Origin of the sequence: Poseidonocella pacifica (genome assembly GCF_900111875.1) — a bacterium.
Lineage (GTDB): Bacteria > Pseudomonadota > Alphaproteobacteria > Rhodobacterales > Rhodobacteraceae > Poseidonocella > Poseidonocella pacifica.
The window spans coordinates 380,266-404,573 of record NZ_FOJU01000004.1; the positions used below are offsets into that span (position 1 = coordinate 380,266).

The following is a 24,308-nucleotide window of genomic DNA, read 5'->3' on the forward strand; positions in this document are numbered from 1 at the left end:
AAAGTGACAGTGAGATGAGCCCAGCCACCAAACTCCCAACCGATGTCGGTCCGATCCATTTCGTTGGCATTGGCGGAATTGGCATGTCGGGTATCGCAGAGGTGTTGATCAATCACGGCTACGTCGTGCAGGGGTCCGACATCAAGCGCAGCAAGATCACCGACCGGTTGGCAGAGATCGGGGCGACCATCTTTGAAGGCCAGCGGGCTGAGAACCTCGAAAACGCCGAAGTCATCGTGATTTCCTCTGCCATCAAACCGGGCAACCCGGAACTGGATGCCGCGCGGGCCGCGGGCCTTCCTATCGTGCGGCGCGCGGAAATGCTGGCGGAGCTTATGCGGCTCAAGTCCAACATCGCCGTAGCAGGCACCCATGGCAAGACGACGACCACGACGATGGTGGCCACGCTGCTCGATGGGGGCGGGATCGACCCGACCGTCATCAACGGCGGGATCATCCATGCCTATGGATCCAATGCGCGGATGGGGCAGGGCGAGTGGATGGTTGTCGAAGCCGATGAGAGCGACGGCACCTTCAACCGGCTGCCCGCGACCATCGCCATCGTGACGAACATCGACCCCGAGCATATGGAGCATTGGGGTGATTTCGACGCCCTGCGACAGGGTTTCCTCGATTTCGTCTCCAACATTCCGTTCTATGGGCTCGCCGTTTGCTGCACCGATCATGCGGAAGTGCAGGCGCTGGTCGGCAAGCTCACTGACCGCCGGGTTTTGACATACGGGTTCAACGCACAAGCAGACGTTCGCGCCATCAACCTGCGCTATGAGCGGGGGGTGGCACAATTCGACGTGGCCTTGCAGTCCGAGGGCGAGATGATCGAAGGCTGTACCCTTCCCATGCCGGGGGATCACAACGTGTCGAACTGTCTGGCCGCTGTCGCCGTGGCACGGCATCTGGGCATGAAACGGGATGAAATCCGCACGGCGCTGGCATCGTTCGGGGGCGTGAATCGCCGGTTTACCCGCGTGGGTGAGGTCGAGGGCGTGACGATCATCGACGACTACGGGCATCACCCCGTTGAAATCGCGGCGGTGCTGAAAGCCGCGCGTCAGGCATCCGAAGGCCGCGTTATCGCGGTCCATCAACCGCATCGTTATTCACGCCTGCACACGCTGTTTGATGATTTTTGTAACTGCTTCAACGAGGCCGACGTGGTTGGCATCGCTGAGGTCTATTCTGCGGGCGAAGATCCGATCCCCGGCGCGTCGCGCGATGATCTGGTCGCAGGTCTGATCCGCCACGGCCATCGCCATGCCCGCGCAATCCATAGCGAGGATGAACTGGAGCGATTGGTCCGCGAACAGGCCCGGCCCGGTGATATGGTCGTATGCCTCGGCGCCGGTACGATCAGCGCTTGGGCCAATGGCCTGCCTGCGCGACTGATGCGCAAGGCAAGCTGACCTCAGGGGCGGACCCGTGCAATCTTGTGGCGGGTCTCGCGGCGCTTGGCTTGTTGCTCCCGCCACAGCGTGAATATGCCCGCCGAGACGATCAAGGCAGCGCCAAGGATCACGTGCAGTTCGAGTGTCTCGTGAAAGATGAACAGCCCGATTGCCCCGGCAAAGACGAGTTGCAAAAAGGCGAAGGGTTGCACGGTGCTGGCTTCAGCCACGTCATAGGCCTTGATCAATAACCAGTGTCCGGACACCCCGGTCAAGCATAGCACGGCCATCCAGCCCCAGTCTGGTCCGGTCATCGGTTCCCAGAACCAGATCCCGCCCAGCGTCATAGCCACAGACCCTGTAACCCCGGTCCAGAAAAAGCTCGTCGCCGCGGTATCGAGCCGGGCCGCATAGCGCGTCAGCAACCCGTAGAGGGCGAACATCGTCGCCGCCAGAAGCGGGATCGCCGCATAGGGCGAGAAAACGGCGTATCCCGGCCGCAGGATGATCAGCACGCCGATGAACCCAACGCCGATAGCCATCCACCGCCGCCATCCTACCTTCTCCCCGAGGACGGGGCCCGACAGGGCGGCGATGAGCAGGGGATAGCAGGTAAAGACCGCATGGCTTTCGACCAGCCCCAGATAAACGAAGGCGAGGATCATGATGCAGACCTCGGAAACGAGAAGAAGCCCCCGAAACGTCTGTAGCCATGGCTGTTTGGTGCGGATCGCCGCGCGCAGACCGCCGGAGCTTCGCGTTGCGATCGTGATGACGAAGGCCGCGAAGAACCAATAGCGGATCATCACGATCATGCCGATGTTGTATTCCGAGGCAAGATGGCGCGAAATGCCGTCCTGCACAGAAAACACAAGGGTCGTGGCGATCATGAGAAGGATGCCGAGGCGGGCGTTCTGTTCGCTCATGCAGGTTTCCTCGCAGTGGTCATGTGGCGTTTGCGGCCAAAGCCGGGGGCCCGCTCGACCTCGAACCCGGCACTCGCCAGCCCGCGCCGAACAAAGCCGGCGGCGGTGTAGGTCGCAGCGGTGCCGCCCGGCGCTGTATGCCGCGCGACATCGCGTAGCAAGCCCTCTTCCCAGAGTTCGGGATTGCGCGCCGGGGCGAAGCCATCCAGAAACCACGCATCGGCAAGCCCGTCCCACGCTGGAACCGTCTCGCGCGCGTCGCCGACCACGAGGCGGAACACGAGATCAGGCAGTTCAAAAGCCATGGCTCCGAGATGGGGGAAGAGATCGCGCGTCGTAGCCTCCAGTTCGGGGAATGCCGAAAGGGCGCGAACCATATCAGGCCCCGACATCGGGAAGGCTTCGAAGCTGGTGAAATGCAGAGGGCCCGCAATCCCGGCGGCGCGCCATGCGTCAAGGACGGTGGCAAGGTTGAGACCGGTGCCGAAGCCAAGTTCCGCAATCTGAAATCCGGGTGCAAACCGCTCGGGGAGGTCATTCCCCGCGAGGAAGACATGCTGCGTCTCTGCGAGGCCATTTTCGAGCGAAAAATACGGATCGTCAAAGCGTACCGATACCGGCACGCTCGCATCGCGCCATTCAAGCTCAGGCCGCTGGCCGCTCATCGCAGAGTCCCTTAAGGAGGTTCGCGGCGACACTGCAGAAGGTACAACCGAATGGCAATGGTCGATCTGACGGTGCGCGGCGCCGGTATCTTTGGGCTGTCGATCGCGTGGGCTTGCCTGCGGCGGGGGGCATCGGTGCGGATCATCGACCCCGGTGGTCCGGGAGCGGGGGCCAGTGGCGGTATTGTCGGGGCGCTGGCGCCTCATGTGCCGGAGAACTGGAATGAGAAAAAGGCGTTTCAGTTTGAAAGCCTGATGATGGCGGAGGAGTTCTGGGGCGGCGTTGACGCTGCCTCTGGCCTCTCTTCGGGCTATGCCCGCCTTGGCCGTCTGCAGCCCATCGCCGATGAGGCCGCGCTTGCCATGGCGCAGGCGCGTGCCGCAAGCGCCGCGTCGCTCTGGAAGGGGCAGGCGATCTGGCGCGTTATTTCCGCAGAACAAGTCGGGGCATGGGCGCCCCAAAGCCCTACCGGACTTCTGATTGAGGATAGTTTGAGCGGTCGTTTGCATCCCCGCAAAGCCTGTGCCTCGCTTGCCGCCGCGTTGACCGCGCGTGGTGTTGAGATCCGTCCCATGGCCGAAGACGAGGGCCGCATCGTTCATGCCACCGGTTGGCAAGGCCTGCTCGAGCTGAACGATGCGTCTCGGCGCCCGATGGGAAACGGTGTGAAGGGTCAGGCCGCGCTGTTTGACTATGATGCCGGGGACTGTCCTCAACTCTTTGCCGATGCGCTGCATATCGTGCCCCATGCCGATGGCACCGTCGCGGTTGGATCGACCAGCGAGCGCGATTTCGCCTCTCCAGACAGCACGGATGGGGCGCTGGACGATGTGATTTTCCGCGCGCAGCAGGCCTTTCCGGTTCTGCGCGATGCGCCGATCCTTGAGCGGTGGGCCGGGGTGCGCCCGCGGAGCCGTTCTCGTGCCCCGATGCTGGGCCAGCACCCTCAGCGGGCGGGGGAGTTCATCGCGAACGGGGGCTTCAAGATCGGGTTCGGAATGGCACCCAAGGTCGCGCAGGTCATGGCCGATCTCATCCTTGAGGGGCGAGATGCCATTCCGGAAGGGTTTCGCCCCGAAGCGTCCCTCTGAACGAAAACGACCCCGCGATTGCGGGGTCGTGTCCAGCGTCGTCCGACGTTGATCAGGCTGTCGGCGTGATCACGATTTCCACCCGGCGGTTCTGGGCGCGGCCCTCTGGGGTCAGGTTCGACGAAATCGGCTGATCCTCGCCACGACCGGCGGTCAGCACGCGGCTACGGGAGACGCCCGACCCGAAGAGAACACCAGCAACGGCATCGGCCCGACGCTGCGACAGCGACTGGTTGTATGCGGCGGCACCGGTGTTGTCGGTGTGGCCCGTGATGCGCACGGTCGAGTTCGGGTATTCCTGAAGGTTCTGCGCCAGAACGCGGAGGTCAGATTGCAGATCGGCGCGCACGGTGGCGCTATCTGTTGCAAAGAGGATATCTTGCGGCAGTGTGACGATGAGACGGTCCCCGGTGTTCTGGATCACAACCTGATCGTTGTCGAGGCTGCGGCGAAGTGCGGCTTCCTGCTGATCGAGGCGCTGTCCGAGCAGAGCACCGCCCCCCGCACCGATGGCCGCGCCGATAACAGCGCCGCGACGGCGCTCCTCCGGGTCATCCCCGCGCGCGACGCCGATAGCGGCACCGGCAAGACCACCGAGCAACGCGCCCTGCTTGGTATTGCGGTTCGGGTCATTGGGGTTGTTGAACTGGTTCGGATCGGTACAGGCGGTCAGGGCCAGAAGGCCCGCGCTGGCCAGAAGGATCGGAGATTTCACTCGCATATTGCTCTTCCTCTTGTCATTTGCCCGTCTCCCCCGAGAGGGGCCGTGGCTTCTATAACGCGAAGCGCAGCAAGGAGTTCCATGAATTACACTTGATCGGCAGAAACTCGCCGCTAATTTGCATCCGCCCGAGCCGTTTCCCAGGCAAGCAAGGCGCGCTTGACTGGCAGGCCCCAGTGATACCCGCCAAGACCCCCGGATTTGCGCAGGGCCCTGTGGCAGGGGATGAGCCAGCTTACCGGGTTTTTTCCCACTGCTGTGCCGACGGCACGAACAGCTTTGGGGTGTCCGACGGCCCGGGCAATGTCGGAATAGGTGGTGACTTGGCCCCCGGGGACGTGCAGCAAAGCTTCCCAAACCTTGATCTGGAACGGCGCGCCGATGAGGTGAAGCCGGGCTTCTCCCGACTGACCCAAAGCTGCCTCGACCCAGCTTCGTAGTGCGTCGGTGTCCTCGACATAGCTCGCCAAAGGCCAGCGCGCGGTGAGATCGGCCATCGTTTCGGCGCGGCCCGCTTCGGCGGAAAAGCCCAAGGCGCAAAGCCCGCGATCGGTTCCCATTGCGAGCATCTCTCCGAACGGGCTGTCGAACCAGCCTGTGCGAATGACAAGTCCGGCCCCGCGGCGGGCGTAGTCTCCGGGGCTCATCGCCTCCCACCGCAGAAAAAGATCGTGCAAGCGCCCGCTGCCCGAAAGTCCGGTAAGCTGAGCCGTCTCCAGCGTGGTATGGCGTGCGCGCAGCAAGTCACGCGCTTGATCCAAGGCAAGGTATTGCTGATAGCGCTTGGGGGAAACGCCGACCCACTGGGAAAAAACCCGCTGAAAATGCGCGGAACTCATCCCGATCTGTTCCGCCAACTGATCGAGTGACAGCGGCGCTGCGGCACTGTCGATAGCCTCGATGGCGCGACGGATCACATGATAGTGGTAGCGGTCATCGGTATCGAAGTCCGGGGCGAGGGCCGAAGTGGTCATGGGCGGGTCCTTTCAAAGCCCCATCAGCCTACCGGCGGAACCCGTCTCCCGCGACCCGTTTCCTGCGATTTCTAGCTGGCGATGGCGCGGCGGCCCTGAACAAAGGCGCGGCGCGGAAACACCAGTGCAACCTCATCGTCATGAAGTTCGAGGTAGCCCGAGTCTTCGTCCGCAGAGGCGACCCACCACCCGTCGGCGGAAACCACGTCCCCCTGTTCGAGATGCACGGCCGAAAGCGCCACCGGCTCTGCCGGGAGGCCCGATACGATCCCTTCCAGCCCGACGAGCGCACCGGCCCGCACCAGAACCTCATGGGCGCCAAAGCACAATTCGGCCCGCGCCGAGCGCAACATGACGCGCGTTTCAGCTGAAACCCTGAGGGTGGATAGCGGGTGCAAACCATCCAGCGCACCGGGAGAGATCACCACGGGACAGGCTCTGCGTTCCGAGATGAGTTCCGATGGGGAAAGGACGCTCCGAACGATGCCTGCGACTGTCTGATAGCCGTTTTCCCTTGTCAGAACCTTGTCCCCGGGACGGAGCCATTCGACCGGAACCTGCCCCATCGGTGTTTGCAGCACTGTCCCGGCAAAAAGGCCCGCCGGTCCATTTTCCTCGCCCGCCCCGTGGTCCCACTCGGACGCTTGGGATGTCTCGTCGAGAATTCGGTAGCTGTTGCCGGGGGTAAGCGGTGCGGACAAAAGAAAGAGGGAGGCGCCATCGGCGAAGCGGGCAAGCTCTACCCGGCATTCTGTTCCGTCGTCCCCTTCGACCGTCGCACAATGCGCGAGGATTACGGCCTCCGGCGTGCGGCCAGAGCGAGCCAAAAGCCCTTCGGAGGTGCGAAAGACACGGAAGGTCTCGCCCTTGAGGCGAACGAGACGCTCGGCGGGGTCGTATTGAAACCGCTCCGGGTCGACGCCTGTCAGGATAAGCTTCTGCATGTGCCACCTCCTACATTACACAGGAACCTTGGCGGAAACGCGGTAAAGATATGATGGACGGCGGCAGTTTTTCTTCCAAGTCTTGCCGTCTGTTGGCGAACGGGGCATGAGAAGCCATGATGCGCCAGCTTGACTATCACACGATCCGCCAGATTTTCACCCGGTTTCAGGAGGCTGATCCAGCCCCCAAGGGTGAGCTTGACCACGTGAATGCCTATACGCTTCTGGTGGCTGTCGCGCTGTCCGCGCAGGCAACCGACGCTGGCGTCAACCGCGCGACCAAGGACCTCTTTCCAGTCGTGGACACACCGCAAAAGATGCTCGACCTCGGTGAAGAGGGCCTCATTGAGCATATCAGGACGATCGGCCTTTACCGAAACAAGGCGAAGAACGTCATGAAGCTGTCGCAGATCCTCGTCGACGATTATGGCGGAGAGGTTCCCAATTCGCGTGCGGCGCTGCAATCCCTTCCCGGTGTGGGGCGCAAAACGGCGAATGTGGTGCTCAATATGTGGTGGCGTTATCCGGCGCAGGCGGTGGATACGCACATTTTCCGGGTCGGAAATCGGACGGGCATCGCCCCGGGGAAAAACGTCGACATCGTAGAACGCGCCATCGAGGATAACATTCCCGCCGACTTCCAGCTTCATGCGCATCACTGGCTGATCCTGCATGGACGGTATCACTGCAAGGCGCGCAAACCGTTATGTCCGACTTGCATCATCCGCGATCTCTGCCCCTTCGAGGAGAAGACACTATGAAAAAGTACCAGGTCGTCGGCATCGGCAATGCCATCGTCGATGTGCTCACCCAGTGCGACGACAGTTTCCTCGACATGATGGATATCCAGAAGGGGATCATGCAACTCGTGGAGCGGGAGCGGGCCGAACTGCTCTATGCCTCTATGGATGGACGAGAGCAGGCGGCGGGCGGCTCTGTTGCCAATACCCTCGCGGGGCTGGGAAACCTTGGATTGCGGACGGCCTTCATCGGGCGCGTGCACGACGATGCTCTGGGGCGCTTCTATTCGGGCGCGCTGGAGGAAGGCGGTACCGATTTCGTCAATCCACCGGTGGCGGGGGGGGAATTGCCAACCTCGCGGTCGATGATCTTCGTCTCCCCTGATGGTGAGCGCAGCATGAACACCTACCTCGGGATTTCCGCGGAACTTGGGCCCGACGACGTTCCCGAAGAGGCGGCGGCGGAGGCAGAAATCGTGTTTCTGGAGGGGTATCTCTTTGACAAGGACAAGGGCAAAGAGGCTTTCGTCCGCACGGCACGAACTTGCCGCGCCGCAGGGGGGCGTGCGGGTATCGCGATTTCCGATCCCTTCTGCGTAGAGCGCCATCGCGGCGATTTCCTGACCCTGATCCGGGATGAACTGGACTATGTCATCGGCAATGAGGCGGAGATCAAATCGCTCTTTGAAGAAGACGATCTCGAAGCAGCGCTGCGAAAAGTCGCCGAGATTTGCGATCTTGTCGTCTGTACGCGGTCCGGTGACGGGGTTTCAGTGCTTTCCGGCGGCGATCGGGTCGACGTGTCGGTGGAGGCGATTACCCCGATCGATGCGACCGGAGCGGGGGATCAGTTCGCGGCAGGGTTCCTGTATGGGCTCTCCACGGGGCGCGATATGCAGACCTGCGCACAGATGGGCTGCGTCGCGGCGGGGGAGGTGATCCGCCACGTGGGCGCAAGACCGCACACGGCGCTCTTGCCGCTTTTCCGGCGCGCAGGGCTGGTGGACTAGGCTGCGATCTCCGGCCAGAATTCGGGCAGATGGGGCTTGATGCGCGCCTCGCACATGATGTCGATGTACTCCGCGATCCGGTGATCTTCGTAGAAGTTGAGCCCGTCGGGGTTCATCCAATAGACCTTGCCGATATGGCGAAAGCCGAGCAGCCCGGGCGGCACCTGCGTGACGAAGTCGTCCGTGCGGCACAGGTTGATCACGTGGTGCTCGTTGCCGATGCCGGTACGCTGGCGCACCACGCGGGGAGAGGCAAAGGCGACTGTCGGGATGCCGAGGGACGACCCAACGATCTGGGCGGAGGCGGCCCCAAGTGAATGGCCGACGATGAGCTTGGGCCTTAGCGGTTTGGCAAAGGCGTACACCATCCGTGCATGTTCAAGGAAACCCGCGTGGTAGCGTGCGCCGCTGTCCCCTGAGACGACCTCAAAGCCATGAGATTCCCCGGGAGAGCGGTTGAACAGGTCAAAGTTGAACTCGAACCAATCGCTGAATTCATTCGTTCCGGGGATGATGAGGACGCCTTCGCGCGTATAGTAGGCCTGCACCCCGTTGATATCGATACCCTCCACCACATCAGGCCGGTTGGGTGAGGAATAGAACTGCTGCATGAGATCCGCAGCCCTGAGAAGCGTAATAGGTTGCATGGTAAAGGCTCCTGCTTGAATGGCGGGAATTTACCATGATGCCCTGCTGCTCCCTACGCGGGACAACCTGACTTGCCAGAACCGATTTCTAGCGCTTTGCAGATGCCAGATATTCTTAGCGGCGCCCAAAGTCAGGCGCCGCGCAATGTAGATTTTCACGCATGGGGCGGCGTCTGACTAGTCGCCGAGTTTGGCGTGAACCTCATCGAGGTCGATCTCACCGATGGGCGCCGAGCGCCCCGGATCCTTGGGATCATAGCGGAAAAGGTCAAAGTCGCGTTTGTAGATTTCATAGACCAGATGCATCGACAGGTCGTCGAAATAGTCCGCCACCGGATGGGCGCGTTTTGGCCCGTGGTCGGCGCTCTCGTTGAACCGGGGGATCGACCCGAGGTCTACCGAATGGGGCGACTTGATGGTGTCGAGCACCCCCTGCATCCCTTCGTTGAACCGTTCCGTCCAGAAGATCCGGTCGTAGCGTCCGCCATTGGAAATGAAGGTGGAGATATGGCCCGACTGCGCTGACCAGTGGATGTCCGGGTCGATCGGTTTGCGGAAGGCGATGGTGTCCCGGGCAAAGAGTAGAAAGCGCCGAAAGCTCTTGATCTGGTCGAACTCTTCGGTGCCATCGGGGCCACCGACCTCAACGCCATACTTCTGCATCACCATGGGAACGAGGTTGCCGCGATAGCGACCGCCATTGCGCTGCACGCCGCAGATTTTGTCAAAGAAGGCCGACAGGATGCGGCTGTATGGGTTTCGTACGGCCGTGAAAGCCGGGGACCGATGCTCGGCGACGTTCGATTCTATGAGCGGCTGGCTGCCATCCTGGGCCCATTTGTGCAGACCGCCTTGCGCATCATGGATGTCGCCTTTGTAAAACGCGCCGTGATCGGAGTAATACAGGATCTGTCCGATGGTCGAGCAGGCACATTTGGGAACGACGCGGTATACGACGCTCTCACTTTCGGTCATCCATGTACCGGGGAAACCCATCCGACTGTTCCGCTTCTTCTTTTCATCTGTCTTTGACATCTGGGCCATCAAGTCTTGAAAATGGGTAAAACTTTTCAACAAATGACCCATGTTCAGCCTTCGTTCAAGGTGCTCACCCTAGGTTGCAACAAAACTGCGCTGCCGGAACACATTGCCAATGGCTGAAATCGCCTATCTGCTTCTCTGCCACAAGGATCCGGGGGCCATTATCGCCCAAGCCCGCCAGCTTGTTGCGGGGGGCGACGCCGTTGCAATTCACTATGACCGCAACGGCGAGGGCTATGATCAACTGCGTGACGCGGTTACGGGAGATGCGCGGATCGCGCTCGTTCCGCGGGTCCGCTGTGGGTGGGGGGAGTGGTCTCTGGTACGTGCAACGCTTAACGCCATTTCAACGGCCTTGCAGGCGTTTCCCAGTGCCACCCATCTTTATCTCATCTCCGGCGATTGCCAGCCGATCAAATCGGCACGCTTCATTCAAGACTACTTGGATGAACGACCGGTGGATTTCATCGAGAACCACGATTTTCTGGAAAGCGACTGGATCCGAACAGGGATCAAGGAAGAGCGGCTCGTCTATCGACACTATTTCAACGAGCGAGCCCAAAAATGGCTCTTTTACGCCAGCCTTGCCCTACAGGAGCGGATGGGGCTGCGCCGTGCCATCCCTGCGGACCTGCAGGTTCGTGTCGGCAGCCAATGGTGGTGTCTGCGTCGGCAAACTGCCGAGCAGGTGCTGGACTTCATCCGCCGGCGTCGTGACGTGGTTCGCTTCTTTCGCACGAGCTGGATCCCGGACGAGACCTTCTTTCAGACAATCGTTCGCCACCTCGTCCCCGGCGAAGAGGTCATGAACAGAACGCCGACGTTCCTCATGTTTTCGGACTATGGGATGCCGGTACAGTTTCACAATGACCACTTTGACCTTCTGGTGGGTCAGGACGCTCTCTTCGCTCGCAAGATCAGTGCGGAGGCATTGGAATTGAAGGCGCGACTGAGCGAGACCTATACTTCGGATGATGCGGCCTTTCAGATCATCGGCGAAGGGCACCGCCTTCATTCTTTCCTGACCTCCCGCGGAAGGATCGGCCGTCGCTTCGGCAGCCGCTTCTGGGAAAGAGAGTCCACGCTGGGCCGGCATCGAGAGTTGATGATCGTTGCATGCAAGAAGTGGCACGTCGCCAAGAAGCTTGTCGCGCGTATCCGGGACCGGACAGGAATGCCCGCGGTGGAGTACCTGTTCAATGAGGTGGAGGCCGGCCTTCCCGATATGGGCGGCATTGAAACCAGCCTGTCCAAACGCATGCGGCATTGCCGCGCCTTGGTGCGGATGCTGTTCGATCATTTTGGCAGCGACCGGTTGATCGTTTGCGTGGATCCAGCCGACATTTCGTTACTGCAAGACTTCTACGGAGACCGAGCGCGGATCCGGTTGCTGGAGGTCGAGTGCCAGTTCTCAGATAGCTATCTGGCCGGTCATGCGCGCCGTATCGGCCTCGCAGGAACAGGAACGCCCGCCGCGGCACTTGCCAAGATCTTGCCGACGATCAGACAGGACATTCTGAGCGAGACAGATCGCATGCAGGATTCCGATTTTCCGGGGCACTTTCACTTGCGCGAAGGGGCTCCTGTGATTGAGAATGCGACCGCGCTGGCCGAGTTTCTTGCGATCTCGCAAGAGGCGGCGCATGACATTGCCACGACCGAACACTTATTCGCTGATTGAGGAGCGCGCATGGCTTACGCCTATGACGACGAGAACATCTTCGCCAAGATCCTGCGTGGGGAGATCCCGAACAAGACCGTGCTCGAGACAGAGCATTGCCTTGCCTTTGAGGATATCGCGCCCAAGGCGCCGGTCCATGTGCTCGTCATCCCCAAGGGGCCGTATGTTTGCTACGATCACTTCGCCGACGAAGCGAGCGACGAGGAGATCGTAGATTTCGTGAGGACAATCGGTGAGATCAGCCGCATGACCGGTGTCGTCGAAGATGGGTTCCGCGTCATTTCGAACGCCAAGCATAACGGGGCGCAGGAAGTGCCGCATTTGCACGTCCATGTCCTTGGCGGCAAGCATATGGGGCCGATGGTCACCGTCTAGCCGTACCAACGCGCATTTTCTTGTTCGACTCGACCGTTCCCTCCCATTTCGTGGGGTGGGTGCTTTCGTTCGGCTTTTGGGCCGGGTGTCTGAGGGCCAAGTGTGCGCGAATTCGGCGATCTCCTGCAGGACCATCTCGCGCGGCGGTACTTCGAGTTTCAGGGCTATCCTTTGGCGTTCGCTCCACGGGGATGCCTGTCTGAGCATTTGAGCCTTTTGCACCTCGCTCCGGGTGCTTACGGCTGCGCAGCCTGCAATTGTTTCTCCACCTATGATCGAAATCACTCATGACTGCGCCCATACTTGGGGACAGTTTCGCAGAGTATCTGCGAGAATACGGGGAAAGATGATTTAAATAAATCAAAAAGGGCTTGCGAATGGATGGAATCCTGCAAGTATGATTGAAGTAGATCAAATGGGAATCGCAATGAGTGAAGGCTCTCGACAAAGGGTGATTTTGGACCTTCTTTTGGAGGAGCCGTTCCTGTCCGTGAACGATCTCGTTGCGCGTATCGGGGTTTCGCCCGCTACTGTTCGACGCGATATCGACAAGCTGGATGAGCTTGGCCGCGCGCGAAAAGTCTATGGCGGTGTCGCTTCCATGGATTTCGGCCGGGAAAATGCCTCCGTGGCGCTGCCGTTCAGCGACAACCGGGATATTGCGGTGGACGAGAAACGAGCCATCGGCCTTGCCGCGGCGGAGCTGGTGCGGGATGGATCGATCATTGTCGTCCACGGCGGCTCCACCTGCTTCCATTTTGGCGCGCAGATCGCCAATCGCAATGTCCGCGTTCTGACCCATTCGATGCCGCTCGCCAGCTACCTGTCGGAAAACGGGACCTGTCAGTTGACGGTCGGGGGCGGGGATCTTCATCGAGAGCCCGGCATACTCTATACGCCGGGGGCCGAAATGCCGGCCTCCTTCTATGCGTCGCAATTTTTCGTCGGCGCGCTTGGTGTGGACGCGCGGGGCATCCTCGAAAGCCATCCCCTTCTGGTCAAGTTCGTGCGCGATTTCGCCGCCGTGGTGAATGAGGTCGTCCTGTTGGTCGACAGCCGCAAGTTCCACGAACGTCCCCCCACGTCTGCCCTGCCGCTGAGCCGCATCGCGCGGGTCGTTACCGATGACGGGCTCGAAGATGCCCATGCCAAGATGCTAGAGGACAGCGGTATCGCCATCACGGTGGCATCGGTCGCTCGCGAAGGGGCAGCGGCATGAGCGGCCCCGTCCTTCAGATGCGCGGCATCTCCAAAACCTTTGGCCCGGTCCGGGCGCTCAATGACGTGTCGCTAGTCGTGAACCCCGGAGAGACCCACTCGCTGATGGGAGAGAACGGGGCGGGCAAATCCACCCTGATGAAAATCCTTTCCGGCGCGCATGTTCCCGATCCGGGTGGTGAGATCCTTGTAGACGGTAAAAAGCTGCCCTTCGGCAATCCAAGGACGTCCAAGCAATTTGGAATCGCGGTCATCTATCAGGAGTTGTCGCTCGCTCCGAATCTCAGCGTTGCCCAGAACATCTTTCTTGGGGAAGAAAGCGCGCGCGGCGGCATCGTGAACCGAGCCGAGATGCGGCGTAAATCGCAGGAAATTCTGGACCGGCTGGGTGTCAGCTTCCGTCCCTCAACTCTCGTTGCCCGGCTTTCGCTGGGGGAGCGGCAATTGGTCGAGATCGCGCGCGCCATCTCATTGAACTCGAAAATCCTCGTGATGGATGAGCCGACCACATCGCTCTCGAGTCGCGAAACGGAGAAGCTGTTTGATGTGATCGCAAGTCTCAAGGCCGATGGGATTGCGATCATCTACATCTCCCACCGAATGGATGAGATCTATCGCCTCTCCGATCGGTGCTCGGTGCTGCGGGATGGCGGTTATGTTGGCACGCTGGACCGGGACGAACTGGATGCGACGCGGCTGGTCAAAATGATGGTCGGCCGTGATGTGAGCTCATTCTACAAAAAGGACCACGTTCCGACGGCAAGCGACCGCGAGGTCGTGATGTCGGTCGAGGGATTGGGCGACGGGCGATCCGTGAACGAGTGCTCGTTTCAGGTTCACCGAGGCGAGGTTCTGGGGATCGCGGGGCTGGTCGGGTCGGGTCGAACGGAACTGCTGCGCCTGATTTTCGGGGCTGATCCGGCGGTTTCGGGCCGCGTCATGCTTGATGGGCGGGATGTAACGCCAAAGACCCCGCGCGCCGCGCTGGATGCGGGGATCGCCTATCTTACCGAGGATCGGAAGGGGCTCGGGCTTTTTCTCGATATGACCATTGCGGACAATATCAGCATGGCCGTCGCCGACCGGGATGCGCGCCGCTTTGGCCGACGAAACTTTGCAAAAGCGCGGGAGAGGGCGCGCGGCGCGGTAGACGCGCTCGGTATCCGCGCCGCCTCGTTGCGCCAGACCGTCGGGGCGCTTTCTGGAGGCAACCAGCAAAAGGCACTGCTTGGGCGTTTGCTCGAAGCGGGGCCGCGGGTGCTGCTTCTCGACGAGCCAACGCGGGGGGTGGATGTCGGCGCCAAATCCGAGTTGTACCGACTTATCGACCGGCTCGCACAAGAGGGCATGGCCATCGTGATGGTCTCCAGTGAACTGCCGGAGATCATCGGTATCGCTGACCGCTGCCTCGTCATGCGCGAAGGCGCGATCGTCGGAACAGTTTCGGCAAGTCCAGACACTCCAATCAGCCAAGAAGCCATCATGGCCTATTCCACCGGGTCATCAGGATCCGTTCAGCAGGAGGTTACCCTGTGAGTGAGACCGCAATCAACATGCCCGCCCAACGGCGCGCGCAACTGAAGTCCGTGTTCATGGCGCTCGGCATGTTGCCCGTGCTGATCCTTCTGGCGTTGGGGTTCGAACTGCTCAGCGGCAAGTTTCTGTCGGTCAGCAATATCTCTATCGTCATGCAGCAGGCATCGATCAACATCGTCCTCGCTGCGGGAATGACATTCGTCATCCTGACCGGCGGGATCGATCTTTCCGTCGGCTCTATACTCGCCGCCTCGGCGATGGGGGCGATGATCGCATCGCTCTGGCCGGGGCTCGGGTGGGCCGGCATTCCCATTGGGATGATGATCGGATTGGTATTTGGCTTGGCGAACGGGGCAATCATCGCATTGCTGGGGCTGCCGCCGTTCATTGTTACCTTGGGGTCGCTCACGGCGGTGCGCGGGGTCGCGCGCCTGATGGGCGGCGATACCACTGTGTTCAACTCCGACTTGCCGTTCGCGGTGATCGGGAATGGATCACTGTTTGGCGTTCCGTGGCTCGCGATCATCGCGCTGGCGGTCATCTTGGTATCTTGGTTCATCCTGCGCGGAACAGTGCTAGGCACTTGGATCTACGCCGTCGGGGGCAACCGCGAGGCGGCTCGGTTGACCGGGATCAAGGTCTCGATCGTCCTGCTCTTCGTCTATGGAATGTCGGGCCTGCTGTCGGGCCTCGGGGGCGTCATGTCTGCCGCGCGCCTCTACGCGGCAAACGGCCTGCAACTGGGGCAAGCCTATGAGCTTGATGCCATCGCTGCGGTGATCCTCGGCGGGACGAGCCTTGTTGGCGGTGTCGGGTCAATCTGGGGGACGCTGATCGGAGCGCTGATCATCGCGGTTCTTTCCAACGGTCTGATCCTCACCGGAGTTTCGGACATCTGGCAGTTCATCATCAAAGGACTGGTCATCATCCTGGCGGTAGCGCTCGATCGCTACCGTTTGAAGGGGGGGGCGCGGACCTGATCTTACGGGACCGCGCAAGGCGATACGCATAATCATGGAGGATAACATGCGTAAATTCACAACACTACTGTCGGGGACCGCGATTGCGCTCAGTCTGGCCGTTTCGGCCCAAGCGCAGGACAAGCCACTTGAAAGCGTCGGTATCTCTGTTGGGCTGCTCGGCAACCCGTTCTTTGTCGCCACCATCAAAGGCATTGAGGATGCCGCGCGGGAGATCAATCCCGACGTGCAGATCACATCCGTTTCGGCTGACTATGATCTGAACAAGCAGGTCAGCCAGATTGATAACTTCATCGCGGCGGGCGTCGACATCATCATGCTCAACGCCGTGGACGCGTCGGCCATCGCCCCCGCTGTGGAGCGAGCCAAGGCCAAGGGCGTCGTTGTCGCGGCCTTTGACGTTTCTGCACCCGGTGCGGAAGTCACGGTCATGACCGATAACGTCGCGGCGGGTCGCAAGGCGTGTCAGTATATCGTCGACCATATCGGCGGTTCGGGCGATGTGGTGCTGATCAACGGGCCACAATCCTCGTCCATCATCGACAGAGCCAACGGCTGTTCGGAAGTGTTCGCCGCCAATGAGGGGATCAACGTTCTCTCGGACGATCAGAACGGACAGGCATCCCGGGAAGGCGGCCTCGCGGTGATGCAAGGCCTGCTCACGCGCTTCGACAAGATCGACGGTGTGTTCGCGATCAACGATCCCACGGCGCTTGGGGCTGCGCTTGCTGCCAAGCAATTGAACCGGGATGAGTTCATCATCACGGGCGTCGACGGGGCACCGGATGTCGAAGAAGCGCTTGGGACCGAAGGGTCGCTGATCAAGGCCTCGGCTTCACAGGACCCCTATACGATGGCGGCGGAGTCCATGCGGCTGGCCTATGACGTTCTGCAAGGCAACATGCCGGAGAATGACACCATCCTGCTTGAGCCAGAGCTGATCACGGCTGAAAACCTTGAGCAGTACATGGGCTGGACCGCGCCGCGCTAAGGCGTCTTGCGCGCGCGCCGTCTTGGCGCGCGCCATTTCAACTGTTCACGATCACAAGGACCGCACATGTCCCTCGAGGCGCTCAAATCGGCCGTGTTGGAGGCCAACCTTTCGACAGTGAGGAGCGGTCTTGTCACGGCCACGTTTGGCAATGCCAGCGGCATAGATCGCGCCACCGGGACGGTCGCCATCAAACCCAGCGGAGTGCCATATGAGGAGATGACCGCCGATCAGATCGTTGCCGTATCTCTCGATGGGGCAATCATTGATCAGCGACTGCGGCCCTCTTCCGATCTGGCAACCCATCTGGTGCTCTACCGCGCCTTCCCGGAAATCGGGGCGGTGATCCACACTCACTCGACCTATGCCACGATATTTGCGCAGTCGATGGTACCCATTCCGCCGCTCGGAACCACCCATGCGGATTATTTCCGCGGCGCAGTGCCGTTGACGCGGCATCTCACGAATACCGAAATCGGCGAACGATACGTTGAGGCGACGGGCGACGCGATTGTCGAAGCGGTCGGCGACCGTGATCCGATGGAAATTCCCGCCGCACTCGTGGCGGGCCACGGTCCTTTCACGTGGGGGCGCACTCCGGCCGAAGCGGCATTGAATGCTCTGATGCTGGAAGAGGTCGCCCGGATGGCTTGGTGTTCAATGATGCTGCGCCCGGGCATCCGGCCGATATCGACTGAACTTCTCGACCGGCATTTCCTCCGCAAGCATGGCGCGGCGGCGACCTATGGCCAACTCGGGGATGAGACATGACCTATGTCGCTGGTGCTGACTTTGGCACGTTGAGCGTTCGGGTAACCATTGTCGACACTGGCAGTGGTTTGGTCATCGGAACCGGGGTGGGAGAGTACCCCCTGACCCGTTCGGCGGCGGATCCGCATCTGGCACAGCAATCCCATTCCGATCATATGAACGCGCTCGAACGCGCCATGGCCGCAGCTATCGAAGCCTCCGGGATCGAGGGGCAGCAGATCGCCGCATTTGCCGCAGATACCACCGGGTCGAGTGTTGTGGTGGTCGATGACAGGTTGCAACCGCTGGATGACTATTACCTGTGGTGCGATCATCGCGCTGCTGCCGAAGCGGCGGAGATCACGGAGCGGGCCCACGCAGAAGGGATCGAGGCGATCAAATGGTGCGGCGGCGTCTACTCCCATGAATGGGGTTTCGCCAAACTCGTGCATTTCCTTCGGCACAATCCCGAAAAACGTGAACGAGCGGCCACCGCTCTGGAGCATTGCGATATGCTCGTTGCGACGCTCTGCGGGGTATCGGATCCGGCAGAGGTTCCGCGCAGCATCTGTGCCATGGGTCATAAATGGATGTGGGGGGACGCGTGGGGAGGCTATCCGCCCCAAGCATTCTTCGATGGTGTCGATCCGCTCTTGCAAGGCTGGGTCGACCGAATGGGCGGGCGATTTGGCGATTCCACAGAAATTGCCGGTCATCTTTCGCCCGAGTGGGCGGCTCGATTGGGGTTGAAGGCCGACATTCCGATACCCTTTGGAGCCTTCGACTCCCATTGGGATGCAGTGGGCGTGGGTTGCCGTCAGGGGGATCTGGTCAACGTTGTGGGGACGTCGACCTGCATGATCGCTGAAGGACCGCTGGAGATGCAGCCCGTCAGGGGCATCTGCGGTGCTGTGCCCCGCAGCGTGGTTCCGGGTGCCATGGGCGTCGAAGCGGGCCAATCGGCCACCGGCGACATTTTCTCGGCCATCGCGCGACGCGCGGGGCGCGCTCTAGTCGACTTGATAGAAGAAATTGGCGATCCCGCGCCGGGGGCGTCGGGGTTGTTGCGGCTGGTGTGGGACAACGGTGACCGTACCGTGCTTGTCCGCCCCGATCTCGGGGGGATCACCTTGGGCTGGGACTTGGGCCATGAGCCCCAAGATGAGCTTCATGCAGCGATCGAAGGCATGGCCATGCATGTGCGCCTTATCACTGAGCGTATGCAGGACGGCGGATTGGAACTCACCCGGGTGATCAACGGCGGGGGCATTCCGCCCAAGAACCCACTGCTGAACAAGGTCTATGCCGACGTCATCGGGACGGATGTGCATGTTCCGGTGCGACCTTCGACCGGGTTGGGCGCTTGCATCTTCGCGGCCCATGCCGCCGGTATCTTTGCGACGATCCCCGAGGCCCAAGCGCGACTCTGCCCCGAACTTACGGTGTTTCCAAGCGACCCGGATCGCCACGCCCGTTATGGAGACCTCTTTGCGATGTTCAGGGATCTCTACTTCGGGTTTGGCGAAGGACGATCGGTTCCCCTTGGCCAGATCCTTCCACGTTTGCGCCAATACCGAATGAATGGAGCCTAGTCGCAGCCTTTGACCGGCCGAACTGTTGGGGCGTGAAGGGCGACATTGCCCCTGATGGGAATTGCGCCGCAGATCCCGCCTGCTTCCTCTTTGGAGCAGCCTGCCTCGGGCGGCGCGGCGGCGAGACGCGCAATGCGTGGTGACATGCCTGCGGAGGGTGCCGCATAGGAGCGCGGCAAGCTTCGCCGCGATGATGGGTGGGAAGTATCATGGAGGTATTGCCCCTCACTTGAGTTGGGAACTTTGGCTTAGCATGCTACGCACATGAACATGACATCCCGTCGATATCTCTTTCATCTCCTGCTGCATTCTGCCGATCTGCTGGATGAGGAACTGACCCGCCGTCTCAAGCCGCTTGGCATTGGCCCCCGACAGGCGCGCGTGATCGAGGGGTTGGGCCGGATGGGCGAGGTGTCTCAGGCGCAACTGGCGCGGGCGTTTCGCATCACGCAGGCAAGCATGAGCACGATGACATCCCGGTTGATCGCGGGGGGCTACATCGCCCGAAAGCCCGATCCGAAGGATTCCCGCGGCAACCTGCTGTTTCTGTCAGAAGAGGGCCGGGCGTTGCTATCGGAGATAGATCGGATCTGGGCATCTATGGACGACTTCGCCGCCGAAGCCATTGGTCAGGACCGATACAAGGCTCTGGCCCAAGAGGCCGGGGCATTGCGCGATGCCCTCGGAGGAAAACGCCCCGGCGAGTGAGGGCGGTTTCCTGTAGGTGATCAGAACCGGATATCGACGGTGGACTGGGTCAGGTCGAGCCCAGCCTCTTCCAGAGCCGAAAGCAGTTGTTCCTGATAGTTTTCCTCCTCTGACGAGTCCGAGAGTTGGTCAACAATGGACTGCATAAGCTGAACAGAGGTATCCTCCGTTCCTTTGCCTTGCGCCCCTTGAGGACCGCCTTGGCCACCGCCCTTAGGGCCACCAGAACCACCGGGCCTGCCTGCGCCTTCTGGGCCGCCCGCGCCTTGCGGCCCGCCGGTGCCGGACTGTTCAGCCAGTGATCGCGCGTCAATTCCCGCTTCGGCCAGAGCTTGGGTCAGGCCACTTCCCTTGCTGATCCCGGCGCTTTTGATCCCTTCGACCAGCGCTTTGGCATCGTCGTCAGACAGATTGCTGCTGTCAACTTTTGTAAGCAATTCGCTCAACGCATCGTTTTGTGCCGTGGTCAGCGGGTTGGCGCTGTGGCCGGCCATGCCCGGCATCGTGCCTGATATCATCATGTCTTCACCTCGAAAGCTCTGCATTTCTGTCGTCTATACTTAGCCTGCTAAGTTAAACCGAATGTTTAGATGCACGCTTGGTGCGCGACTGTTTCTGAGGAGCGATGGGAATGCCTGTAAGGTGCTTTATTAAAAGGAAAATAACCTGTCTTATCACCTGCCCGAGACCTGCGGGGCATCGGGGAATTTCCGCAACGAAATGCCGAAGCGCGCGACGGAGAAACGGATCGCAGGCGTTTGGTCGGCTGTGTGCGCCCCGAAACTGACGCGGCGAGCACTGGCAATCAGAAGGATCTCACAGGTGAAAAAGTATACGGTTTTCGCTCCGGCTCTCATCGCGGCCCTCGCGCTCGCTGGGAGTGCAGGCGCCCAGCAACAACGCCCTCCCAAACCGGATTTCAGCGCTCTTGCCAAGGAGGTCGGCGTACCAGTGCCCGCGCTTACGGCATGTCTGCGCCCCGCGAAGAAAGATGGCGAAGCACCGGTGCGCGGCAAGCGACCGGATCGGCCCAAGGCGAAACAAGTTGCAAACTGTCTTGGCGAGGCAGGATACACCGTCCCCGAGGCCGAGCTTGCAAAAGCCCTGAAGGCCGCGCGCCCGCCAAAGCGCGATTGACGAAGGCAGACCTGTAAACCGAGTGTGGCGCAAAGCTCCTTCGGCCCCGAGCGGATTGGCGATATCAACGGCCAATTTCGCTCGGACATGGGCTCTACGTTCCAACAGTTCAGGTCAAAAGGGTTTCGTTGCTGCCCTTCCACACCCTATCAAATCGCCGGCCTTTCATCGCAGACTCGGTTGTTTTCCACACCAATAATCCTGCCCGGTGGGCTTTGGTTACTTACGCAGCGCTCTTCCACTCTTCGGGTGTGACATAGGCGACAGCATCATCCACGCTGACCATCACATCGCCATCCTGAATATTGATCTGAAGTTTCATCGCGCGGCTTGCCAGTTTGGCCAATGCGTCGGTGTCGGATGGTGAAAGGTTTACCACCTGAAGATTGTCGAAACGGGTGGTGCTGTTTTTGATCTTGTCCCACCACATCTCGGCCGTCCTGCCACCATAGGGATAGACAATGACCTTCTTTGCCTTGCTGCAGGATTGGCGGATTACTTTCTCGCTTGGGAGACCCAAGGCCACCCACACATCAAGCTCACCGCTCAGGCTTTTCTGCCAGATGTCTGGTTCGTCATCGGTCGAAAGGCCCTTCGTCATTTCCAACTGCTCATGAGCATTCAGCGCAAAGGCGACGATACGCACCATCAAGCGTTCATCCGTCTCAGATGGGTGCTTGGCAACGGTCAGTTTATGGGTCTCGTAATAATGACGATCCATGTCGGAGACTGAGAGTTCAATTTTATAAATAGTGGCCTTTTGCGCCATAACGTGTTCCAAATCATCAATGATTGGGATGCCTACTCCGTCCCGTGCCCTTTGGAAAGCGGAATGCCCCGGCAATCGCAGGCGCGCGACCCTCCGCAAGACCGCGAACTTATCACCTTGGCGCCATCCCAGAAGGAGTTCACCGCGGCCCAGATCGCCCCACGTGGGCGGGCGACACTACGAACATTTAGGAAAATTTGGTAGCGGAGGAGGGACTTGAACCCCCGACACGCGGATTATGATGCAGCAAGATCGGTCTGACGGCACGCTACACCATAAGATAGTGTGAGACGCCGGAAGACGGAAATATTTCATATTTCCAATTGCATAGCCACCGCACCCTGCGTCTCATTCGTCCTCATGCGACCTCGCGAAATCGCTCCCCAGCGCAGCGATTTCGCCACCCCAGCGCCACCCCAAAGGATTTTTCCTTCCGGGCGAATTCAAACGGATCGACTTCCCCCTCGCTAACAACGAGGAGCACGACCATGGCGACCACCAATGCCACCGCCCCCCGAGATTTTACCGATGTCTTCGTCCGCGGCTTCAAGAACGAGTCCGGCAAACGGGTCGAGATCCGCGACACCAAGATCACCGGGCTGGTGATGCGGGTGACGCCCAAAAACAAGAAGAGCTTCACGCTGCACACCCGCACCCGCGTAGGTGACAAGGTGCAGATCACGATCGGGACCTACCCCGCCATCTCGCTGAAGGACGCGCGCAAGATCGCGATGAACCACCTCGCCGATATTCGCCGGGGCCATGATCCCCGGGAGCAGGCCCGGCTCGCCAAGGCGCTCGCCGAGGCCCAAAGCCTAACCCTGACCGATCTGCTTGATGAGGTCGAGCCGATCTTCGCCCTCACCAAGTCAACCTGGCGCGCTGGCAGCCGCTATGGTCGCACGAAGCCCGAGGCACGGGCTGCAATCGAAAACGTCTTCCAGTCGCTTCTTGGAAAGCCACTGAACAAGATCAGTCAGTCGGACTTTGCTAAAGCGGTAAAGGGATACACCCCAAAGCGACCGCGGAAGGGCAAGACCAGCGCAAACGGCTCGGTTGCGCGCGCTTTGACGTATCTCCGTCCGGTGTTCGACTGGGCCTCCAGCCGCGGCCGGTTCCGGAAGGAGGGCGCAGGACGAGAGCCGAAGCTGGAATTGCCAGATCTGGCCCTCATCCACGACCCGTCTATCGATGACCCGACCCTTGAGGGGAAACGGGATCGCGTGCTCACTCAGGATGAGCTGATTAGCGTCATGCCTTTGCTGGTCTATCCAGCTCCGGCAGGGCTGCGGTCAAATCTTGATCCGCATGAGGATTACGGTCCTGTGGCCTTTCGCTTCCTATTCCTCACATTGTCCCGTCGCGAGGAGGTCGCCGGTGCGCGCCGCAAGGACATCGATGTGCGCGCTCGCACTTGGACAAAGACGGTGAAAACTCGGCGCAAGCCCGGCTCCCATGGCACTGCGGAACGCCGCAAGGTAACTGTCCCGCTGTCGAACGCAGCAATCGACCTTCTGCTTTCGCTCCCAAGCTTCGTCGAGGGACAGCCGGAAGATCTCGTCTTCCCCTCGTCGGGTGGGGGCCCTCTCGGCAACTGGGACCGGACGCAGGACACTATCAATCAGGCAAGTGGAACATCTGGTTGGCACCGCCATGATCTCCGGCGGACTGCGGCAACCATCCTCGGTCAGTTGGGGGTCCAGCCTGCCGTGACCGATACCCTCCTATGCCATGTAAACCCCTACAACCGGGAACAGGTATCTTCAGCAGCGCCGAACTACATGATCGAAAAAAAGATCCTGCACGATGCTATCGATCAGGAACGTGTCGCGGTGAACAAGCTTGCGGATGCTTTGGCGTCCATCTGCACGCCCAGCCAGGTCTCCGAGCTGGCGCGCCCTGAAGGAGCAACGCCTTCCGCTCCGGCTGAGCGGCGCAAGTCGCCCTGGGCCCGCTCTGCGTAGGGTGGTCACGGGGCGAGCCTTTCATGCCCTGAAACGGAACTGCGAGCGGGGGGATAAAGGCACGCCGCTCGCAGATGTCCGTCGATGCCAATTCTTCAAGTCAGAAGGCGACACAGCGGTCTGGGCTATGTCTGAAAATCGTGTTGGTGTTGCTTCGTTTTTGCAGTAATCGGCCAAGATTGTCTCTCCGCGCACAGACGGAGATCCCACAGCATGCACTACACCCCTCGGTTCGTCATCGACGCCCTCTTGTCTGCGATCGCCAACTTGCCTCCCCGGAAGATCGCTGAGGCCGAAGCCGCGTAGGCGACGGCATGAAGGCGCGCGGAAGCGGTGGTGGAGATCGACGCAGCCGCGGCGGAGCGCGCCTGCCCGCGCTGCGCCAGCTCCGAGCGGTCATCGTGGGGGACGACACGCACCAGGGCGCGCCGCTGGCGCTGGCGG

25 protein-coding genes are annotated in these 24,308 nt (G+C 60.7%); 15 read left to right on the forward strand and 10 right to left on the reverse strand.

All coding sequences use genetic code 11. The features are described from left to right. The first annotated feature begins 14 nt into the window (after positions 1-14). Positions 15-1,421 (forward strand): UDP-N-acetylmuramate--L-alanine ligase, encoded by a 1,407-nt coding sequence (murC, locus tag BM234_RS13845; protein ID WP_092065981.1) that lies wholly within the window; start codon positions 15-17, stop codon positions 1,419-1,421. Between the two features lie 2 nt (positions 1,422-1,423). On the opposite strand, the gene BM234_RS13850 is transcribed toward murC, so the two are convergent. Next, positions 1,424-2,329, reverse strand: coding sequence for a DMT family transporter (locus BM234_RS13850; protein WP_092065983.1), 906 nt, complete (start codon positions 2,327-2,329; stop codon positions 1,424-1,426). Then, positions 2,326-2,994: a tRNA (5-methylaminomethyl-2-thiouridine)(34)-methyltransferase MnmC2 gene (gene mnmC2, locus BM234_RS13855; RefSeq protein WP_092065985.1), complete on the reverse strand. Its 669-nt coding sequence runs from the start codon at positions 2,992-2,994 to the stop codon at positions 2,326-2,328. The genes BM234_RS13850 and mnmC2 overlap by 4 nt, the downstream gene beginning before the upstream one ends. A gap of 57 nt (positions 2,995-3,051) precedes the next feature. Here mnmC2 and BM234_RS13860 point away from each other — a divergent pair, with 57 nt between their 5' ends. Then, a complete protein-coding gene (locus BM234_RS13860) occupies positions 3,052-4,086 on the forward strand; it encodes an NAD(P)/FAD-dependent oxidoreductase (protein WP_092066065.1) in 1,035 nt (344 codons plus the stop codon). Between the two features lie 52 nt (positions 4,087-4,138). On the opposite strand, the gene BM234_RS13865 is transcribed toward BM234_RS13860, so the two are convergent. The 3 genes from BM234_RS13865 to BM234_RS13875 form a co-directional block, all read right to left on the reverse strand. Beyond that, positions 4,139-4,807: a YiaD family glycine zipper/OmpA-like lipoprotein gene (locus BM234_RS13865; RefSeq protein WP_092065987.1), complete on the reverse strand. Its 669-nt coding sequence runs from the start codon at positions 4,805-4,807 to the stop codon at positions 4,139-4,141. A 113-nt stretch (positions 4,808-4,920) separates the two neighbouring features. Next, positions 4,921-5,781 carry a methylated-DNA--[protein]-cysteine S-methyltransferase gene (locus BM234_RS13870; protein ID WP_092065989.1) on the reverse strand — a complete coding sequence of 287 codons (861 nt, stop codon included), beginning with the start codon at positions 5,779-5,781 and terminating at the stop codon, positions 4,921-4,923. A 71-nt stretch (positions 5,782-5,852) separates the two neighbouring features. Continuing rightward, positions 5,853-6,725, reverse strand: a complete 873-nt coding sequence (locus BM234_RS13875; protein ID WP_092065991.1) for a Hint domain-containing protein — start codon at positions 6,723-6,725, stop codon at positions 5,853-5,855. Between the two features lie 116 nt (positions 6,726-6,841). On the opposite strand from BM234_RS13875, the gene nth reads away from it, so the two are divergent. Both nth and BM234_RS13885 read left to right on the forward strand, forming a co-directional pair. Beyond that, positions 6,842-7,486, forward strand: a complete 645-nt coding sequence (gene nth, locus BM234_RS13880) for an endonuclease III (RefSeq protein WP_092065993.1) — start codon at positions 6,842-6,844, stop codon at positions 7,484-7,486. Then, complete coding sequence (locus tag BM234_RS13885) at positions 7,483-8,475, forward strand: adenosine kinase (protein WP_092065995.1); 993 nt, start codon at positions 7,483-7,485, stop codon at positions 8,473-8,475. Before nth ends, BM234_RS13885 begins: the two co-directional genes overlap by 4 nt. On the opposite strand, the gene BM234_RS13890 is transcribed toward BM234_RS13885, so the two are convergent. Beyond that, positions 8,472-9,122, reverse strand: coding sequence for an alpha/beta hydrolase family protein (locus tag BM234_RS13890; protein WP_092065997.1), 651 nt, complete (start codon positions 9,120-9,122; stop codon positions 8,472-8,474). The two genes, BM234_RS13885 and BM234_RS13890, sit on opposite strands and share 4 nt — an antisense overlap. Positions 9,123-9,299: 177 nt before the next feature. Further along, complete coding sequence (locus BM234_RS13895; protein ID WP_092066067.1) at positions 9,300-10,118, reverse strand: sulfotransferase family protein; 819 nt, start codon at positions 10,116-10,118, stop codon at positions 9,300-9,302. Between the two features lie 157 nt (positions 10,119-10,275). On the opposite strand from BM234_RS13895, the gene BM234_RS13900 reads away from it, so the two are divergent. The 9 genes from BM234_RS13900 to BM234_RS13940 all read left to right on the forward strand — a co-directional run bounded on the left by BM234_RS13900 (position 10,276) and on the right by BM234_RS13940 (position 19,994). After that, on the forward strand, positions 10,276-11,844 hold the full coding sequence (locus BM234_RS13900; protein WP_092065999.1) for a DUF5928 domain-containing protein: 1,569 nt from the start codon (positions 10,276-10,278) through the stop codon (positions 11,842-11,844). 9 nt (positions 11,845-11,853) lie between these two features. After that, positions 11,854-12,219, forward strand: coding sequence for an HIT domain-containing protein (locus BM234_RS13905; protein ID WP_092066001.1), 366 nt, complete (start codon positions 11,854-11,856; stop codon positions 12,217-12,219). A gap of 427 nt (positions 12,220-12,646) precedes the next feature. Then, positions 12,647-13,438: a DeoR/GlpR family DNA-binding transcription regulator gene (locus BM234_RS13910; RefSeq protein ID WP_092066069.1), complete on the forward strand. Its 792-nt coding sequence runs from the start codon at positions 12,647-12,649 to the stop codon at positions 13,436-13,438. Continuing rightward, a complete protein-coding gene (locus BM234_RS13915) occupies positions 13,435-14,973 on the forward strand; it encodes a sugar ABC transporter ATP-binding protein (protein WP_092066003.1) in 1,539 nt (512 codons plus the stop codon). The genes BM234_RS13910 and BM234_RS13915 overlap by 4 nt, the downstream gene beginning before the upstream one ends. Next, complete coding sequence (locus tag BM234_RS13920) at positions 14,970-15,953, forward strand: ABC transporter permease subunit (protein ID WP_217645974.1); 984 nt, start codon at positions 14,970-14,972, stop codon at positions 15,951-15,953. Before BM234_RS13915 ends, BM234_RS13920 begins: the two co-directional genes overlap by 4 nt. 46 nt (positions 15,954-15,999) lie before the next feature. After that, the gene (locus BM234_RS13925; RefSeq protein ID WP_092066005.1) at positions 16,000-16,944 is read left to right on the forward strand and encodes an ABC transporter substrate-binding protein; all 945 of its coding nucleotides are present in this window, start codon (positions 16,000-16,002) and stop codon (positions 16,942-16,944) included. Positions 16,945-17,010: 66 nt separating this feature from the next. Then, complete coding sequence (araD, locus tag BM234_RS13930) at positions 17,011-17,715, forward strand: L-ribulose-5-phosphate 4-epimerase AraD (protein WP_092066007.1); 705 nt, start codon at positions 17,011-17,013, stop codon at positions 17,713-17,715. Further along, positions 17,712-19,286 carry a ribulokinase gene (locus BM234_RS13935; protein WP_092066009.1) on the forward strand — a complete coding sequence of 525 codons (1,575 nt, stop codon included), beginning with the start codon at positions 17,712-17,714 and terminating at the stop codon, positions 19,284-19,286. Before araD ends, BM234_RS13935 begins: the two co-directional genes overlap by 4 nt. A gap of 264 nt (positions 19,287-19,550) precedes the next feature. Next, on the forward strand, positions 19,551-19,994 hold the full coding sequence (locus BM234_RS13940) for a MarR family winged helix-turn-helix transcriptional regulator (RefSeq protein WP_092066011.1): 444 nt from the start codon (positions 19,551-19,553) through the stop codon (positions 19,992-19,994). 20 nt (positions 19,995-20,014) lie between these two features. Here the strand turns inward: BM234_RS13940 and BM234_RS13945 are convergent, their stop codons facing one another. Beyond that, entirely contained in the window at positions 20,015-20,515 is a 501-nt protein-coding gene (locus tag BM234_RS13945) for a hypothetical protein (RefSeq protein ID WP_139226807.1), read from the reverse strand. A gap of 301 nt (positions 20,516-20,816) precedes the next feature. Here BM234_RS13945 and BM234_RS13950 point away from each other — a divergent pair, with 301 nt between their 5' ends. After that, positions 20,817-21,131, forward strand: coding sequence for a hypothetical protein (locus tag BM234_RS13950; protein WP_092066014.1), 315 nt, complete (start codon positions 20,817-20,819; stop codon positions 21,129-21,131). A 223-nt stretch (positions 21,132-21,354) separates the two neighbouring features. Here BM234_RS13950 and BM234_RS13955 read toward each other — a convergent pair whose 3' ends face one another. After that, entirely contained in the window at positions 21,355-21,900 is a 546-nt protein-coding gene (locus BM234_RS13955; protein WP_092066016.1) for a YaeQ family protein, read from the reverse strand. A 488-nt stretch (positions 21,901-22,388) separates the two neighbouring features. Between BM234_RS13955 and BM234_RS13960 the strand changes: the two genes are divergently transcribed. Then, positions 22,389-23,864 (forward strand): tyrosine-type recombinase/integrase, encoded by a 1,476-nt coding sequence (locus BM234_RS13960; protein WP_092066018.1) that lies wholly within the window; start codon positions 22,389-22,391, stop codon positions 23,862-23,864. Between the two features lie 218 nt (positions 23,865-24,082). Here BM234_RS13960 and BM234_RS17565 read toward each other — a convergent pair. After that, positions 24,083-24,308 (reverse strand): hypothetical protein (locus tag BM234_RS17565; RefSeq protein ID WP_217645975.1); only part of this gene is annotated, 226 nt, incomplete at its 5' end.

Bases quoted from the DNA above. Each gene is read 5' to 3' on its own strand.
- murC (WP_092065981.1), top strand. From the start codon at position 15: ATGAGCCCAGCCACCAAACTCCCAACCGATGTCGGTCCGATCCATTTC.
- BM234_RS13850 (WP_092065983.1), bottom strand. From the start codon at position 2,329: ATGAGCGAACAGAACGCCCGCCTCGGCATCCTTCTCATGATCGCCACG.
- mnmC2 (WP_092065985.1), bottom strand. From the start codon at position 2,994: ATGAGCGGCCAGCGGCCTGAGCTTGAATGGCGCGATGCGAGCGTGCCG.
- BM234_RS13860 (WP_092066065.1), top strand. From the start codon at position 3,052: ATGGTCGATCTGACGGTGCGCGGCGCCGGTATCTTTGGGCTGTCGATC.
- BM234_RS13865 (WP_092065987.1), bottom strand. From the start codon at position 4,807: ATGCGAGTGAAATCTCCGATCCTTCTGGCCAGCGCGGGCCTTCTGGCC.
- BM234_RS13870 (WP_092065989.1), bottom strand. From the start codon at position 5,781: ATGACCACTTCGGCCCTCGCCCCGGACTTCGATACCGATGACCGCTAC.
- BM234_RS13875 (WP_092065991.1), bottom strand. From the start codon at position 6,725: ATGCAGAAGCTTATCCTGACAGGCGTCGACCCGGAGCGGTTTCAATAC.
- nth (WP_092065993.1), top strand. From the start codon at position 6,842: ATGATGCGCCAGCTTGACTATCACACGATCCGCCAGATTTTCACCCGG.
- BM234_RS13885 (WP_092065995.1), top strand. From the start codon at position 7,483: ATGAAAAAGTACCAGGTCGTCGGCATCGGCAATGCCATCGTCGATGTG.
- BM234_RS13890 (WP_092065997.1), bottom strand. From the start codon at position 9,122: ATGCAACCTATTACGCTTCTCAGGGCTGCGGATCTCATGCAGCAGTTC.
- BM234_RS13895 (WP_092066067.1), bottom strand. From the start codon at position 10,118: ATGGGTTTCCCCGGTACATGGATGACCGAAAGTGAGAGCGTCGTATAC.
- BM234_RS13900 (WP_092065999.1), top strand. From the start codon at position 10,276: ATGGCTGAAATCGCCTATCTGCTTCTCTGCCACAAGGATCCGGGGGCC.
- BM234_RS13905 (WP_092066001.1), top strand. From the start codon at position 11,854: ATGGCTTACGCCTATGACGACGAGAACATCTTCGCCAAGATCCTGCGT.
- BM234_RS13910 (WP_092066069.1), top strand. From the start codon at position 12,647: ATGAGTGAAGGCTCTCGACAAAGGGTGATTTTGGACCTTCTTTTGGAG.
- BM234_RS13915 (WP_092066003.1), top strand. From the start codon at position 13,435: ATGAGCGGCCCCGTCCTTCAGATGCGCGGCATCTCCAAAACCTTTGGC.
- BM234_RS13925 (WP_092066005.1), top strand. From the start codon at position 16,000: ATGCGTAAATTCACAACACTACTGTCGGGGACCGCGATTGCGCTCAGT.
- araD (WP_092066007.1), top strand. From the start codon at position 17,011: ATGTCCCTCGAGGCGCTCAAATCGGCCGTGTTGGAGGCCAACCTTTCG.
- BM234_RS13935 (WP_092066009.1), top strand. From the start codon at position 17,712: ATGACCTATGTCGCTGGTGCTGACTTTGGCACGTTGAGCGTTCGGGTA.
- BM234_RS13940 (WP_092066011.1), top strand. From the start codon at position 19,551: ATGAACATGACATCCCGTCGATATCTCTTTCATCTCCTGCTGCATTCT.
- BM234_RS13945 (WP_139226807.1), bottom strand. From the start codon at position 20,515: ATGATGATATCAGGCACGATGCCGGGCATGGCCGGCCACAGCGCCAAC.
- BM234_RS13955 (WP_092066016.1), bottom strand. From the start codon at position 21,900: ATGGCGCAAAAGGCCACTATTTATAAAATTGAACTCTCAGTCTCCGAC.
- BM234_RS13960 (WP_092066018.1), top strand. From the start codon at position 22,389: ATGGCGACCACCAATGCCACCGCCCCCCGAGATTTTACCGATGTCTTC.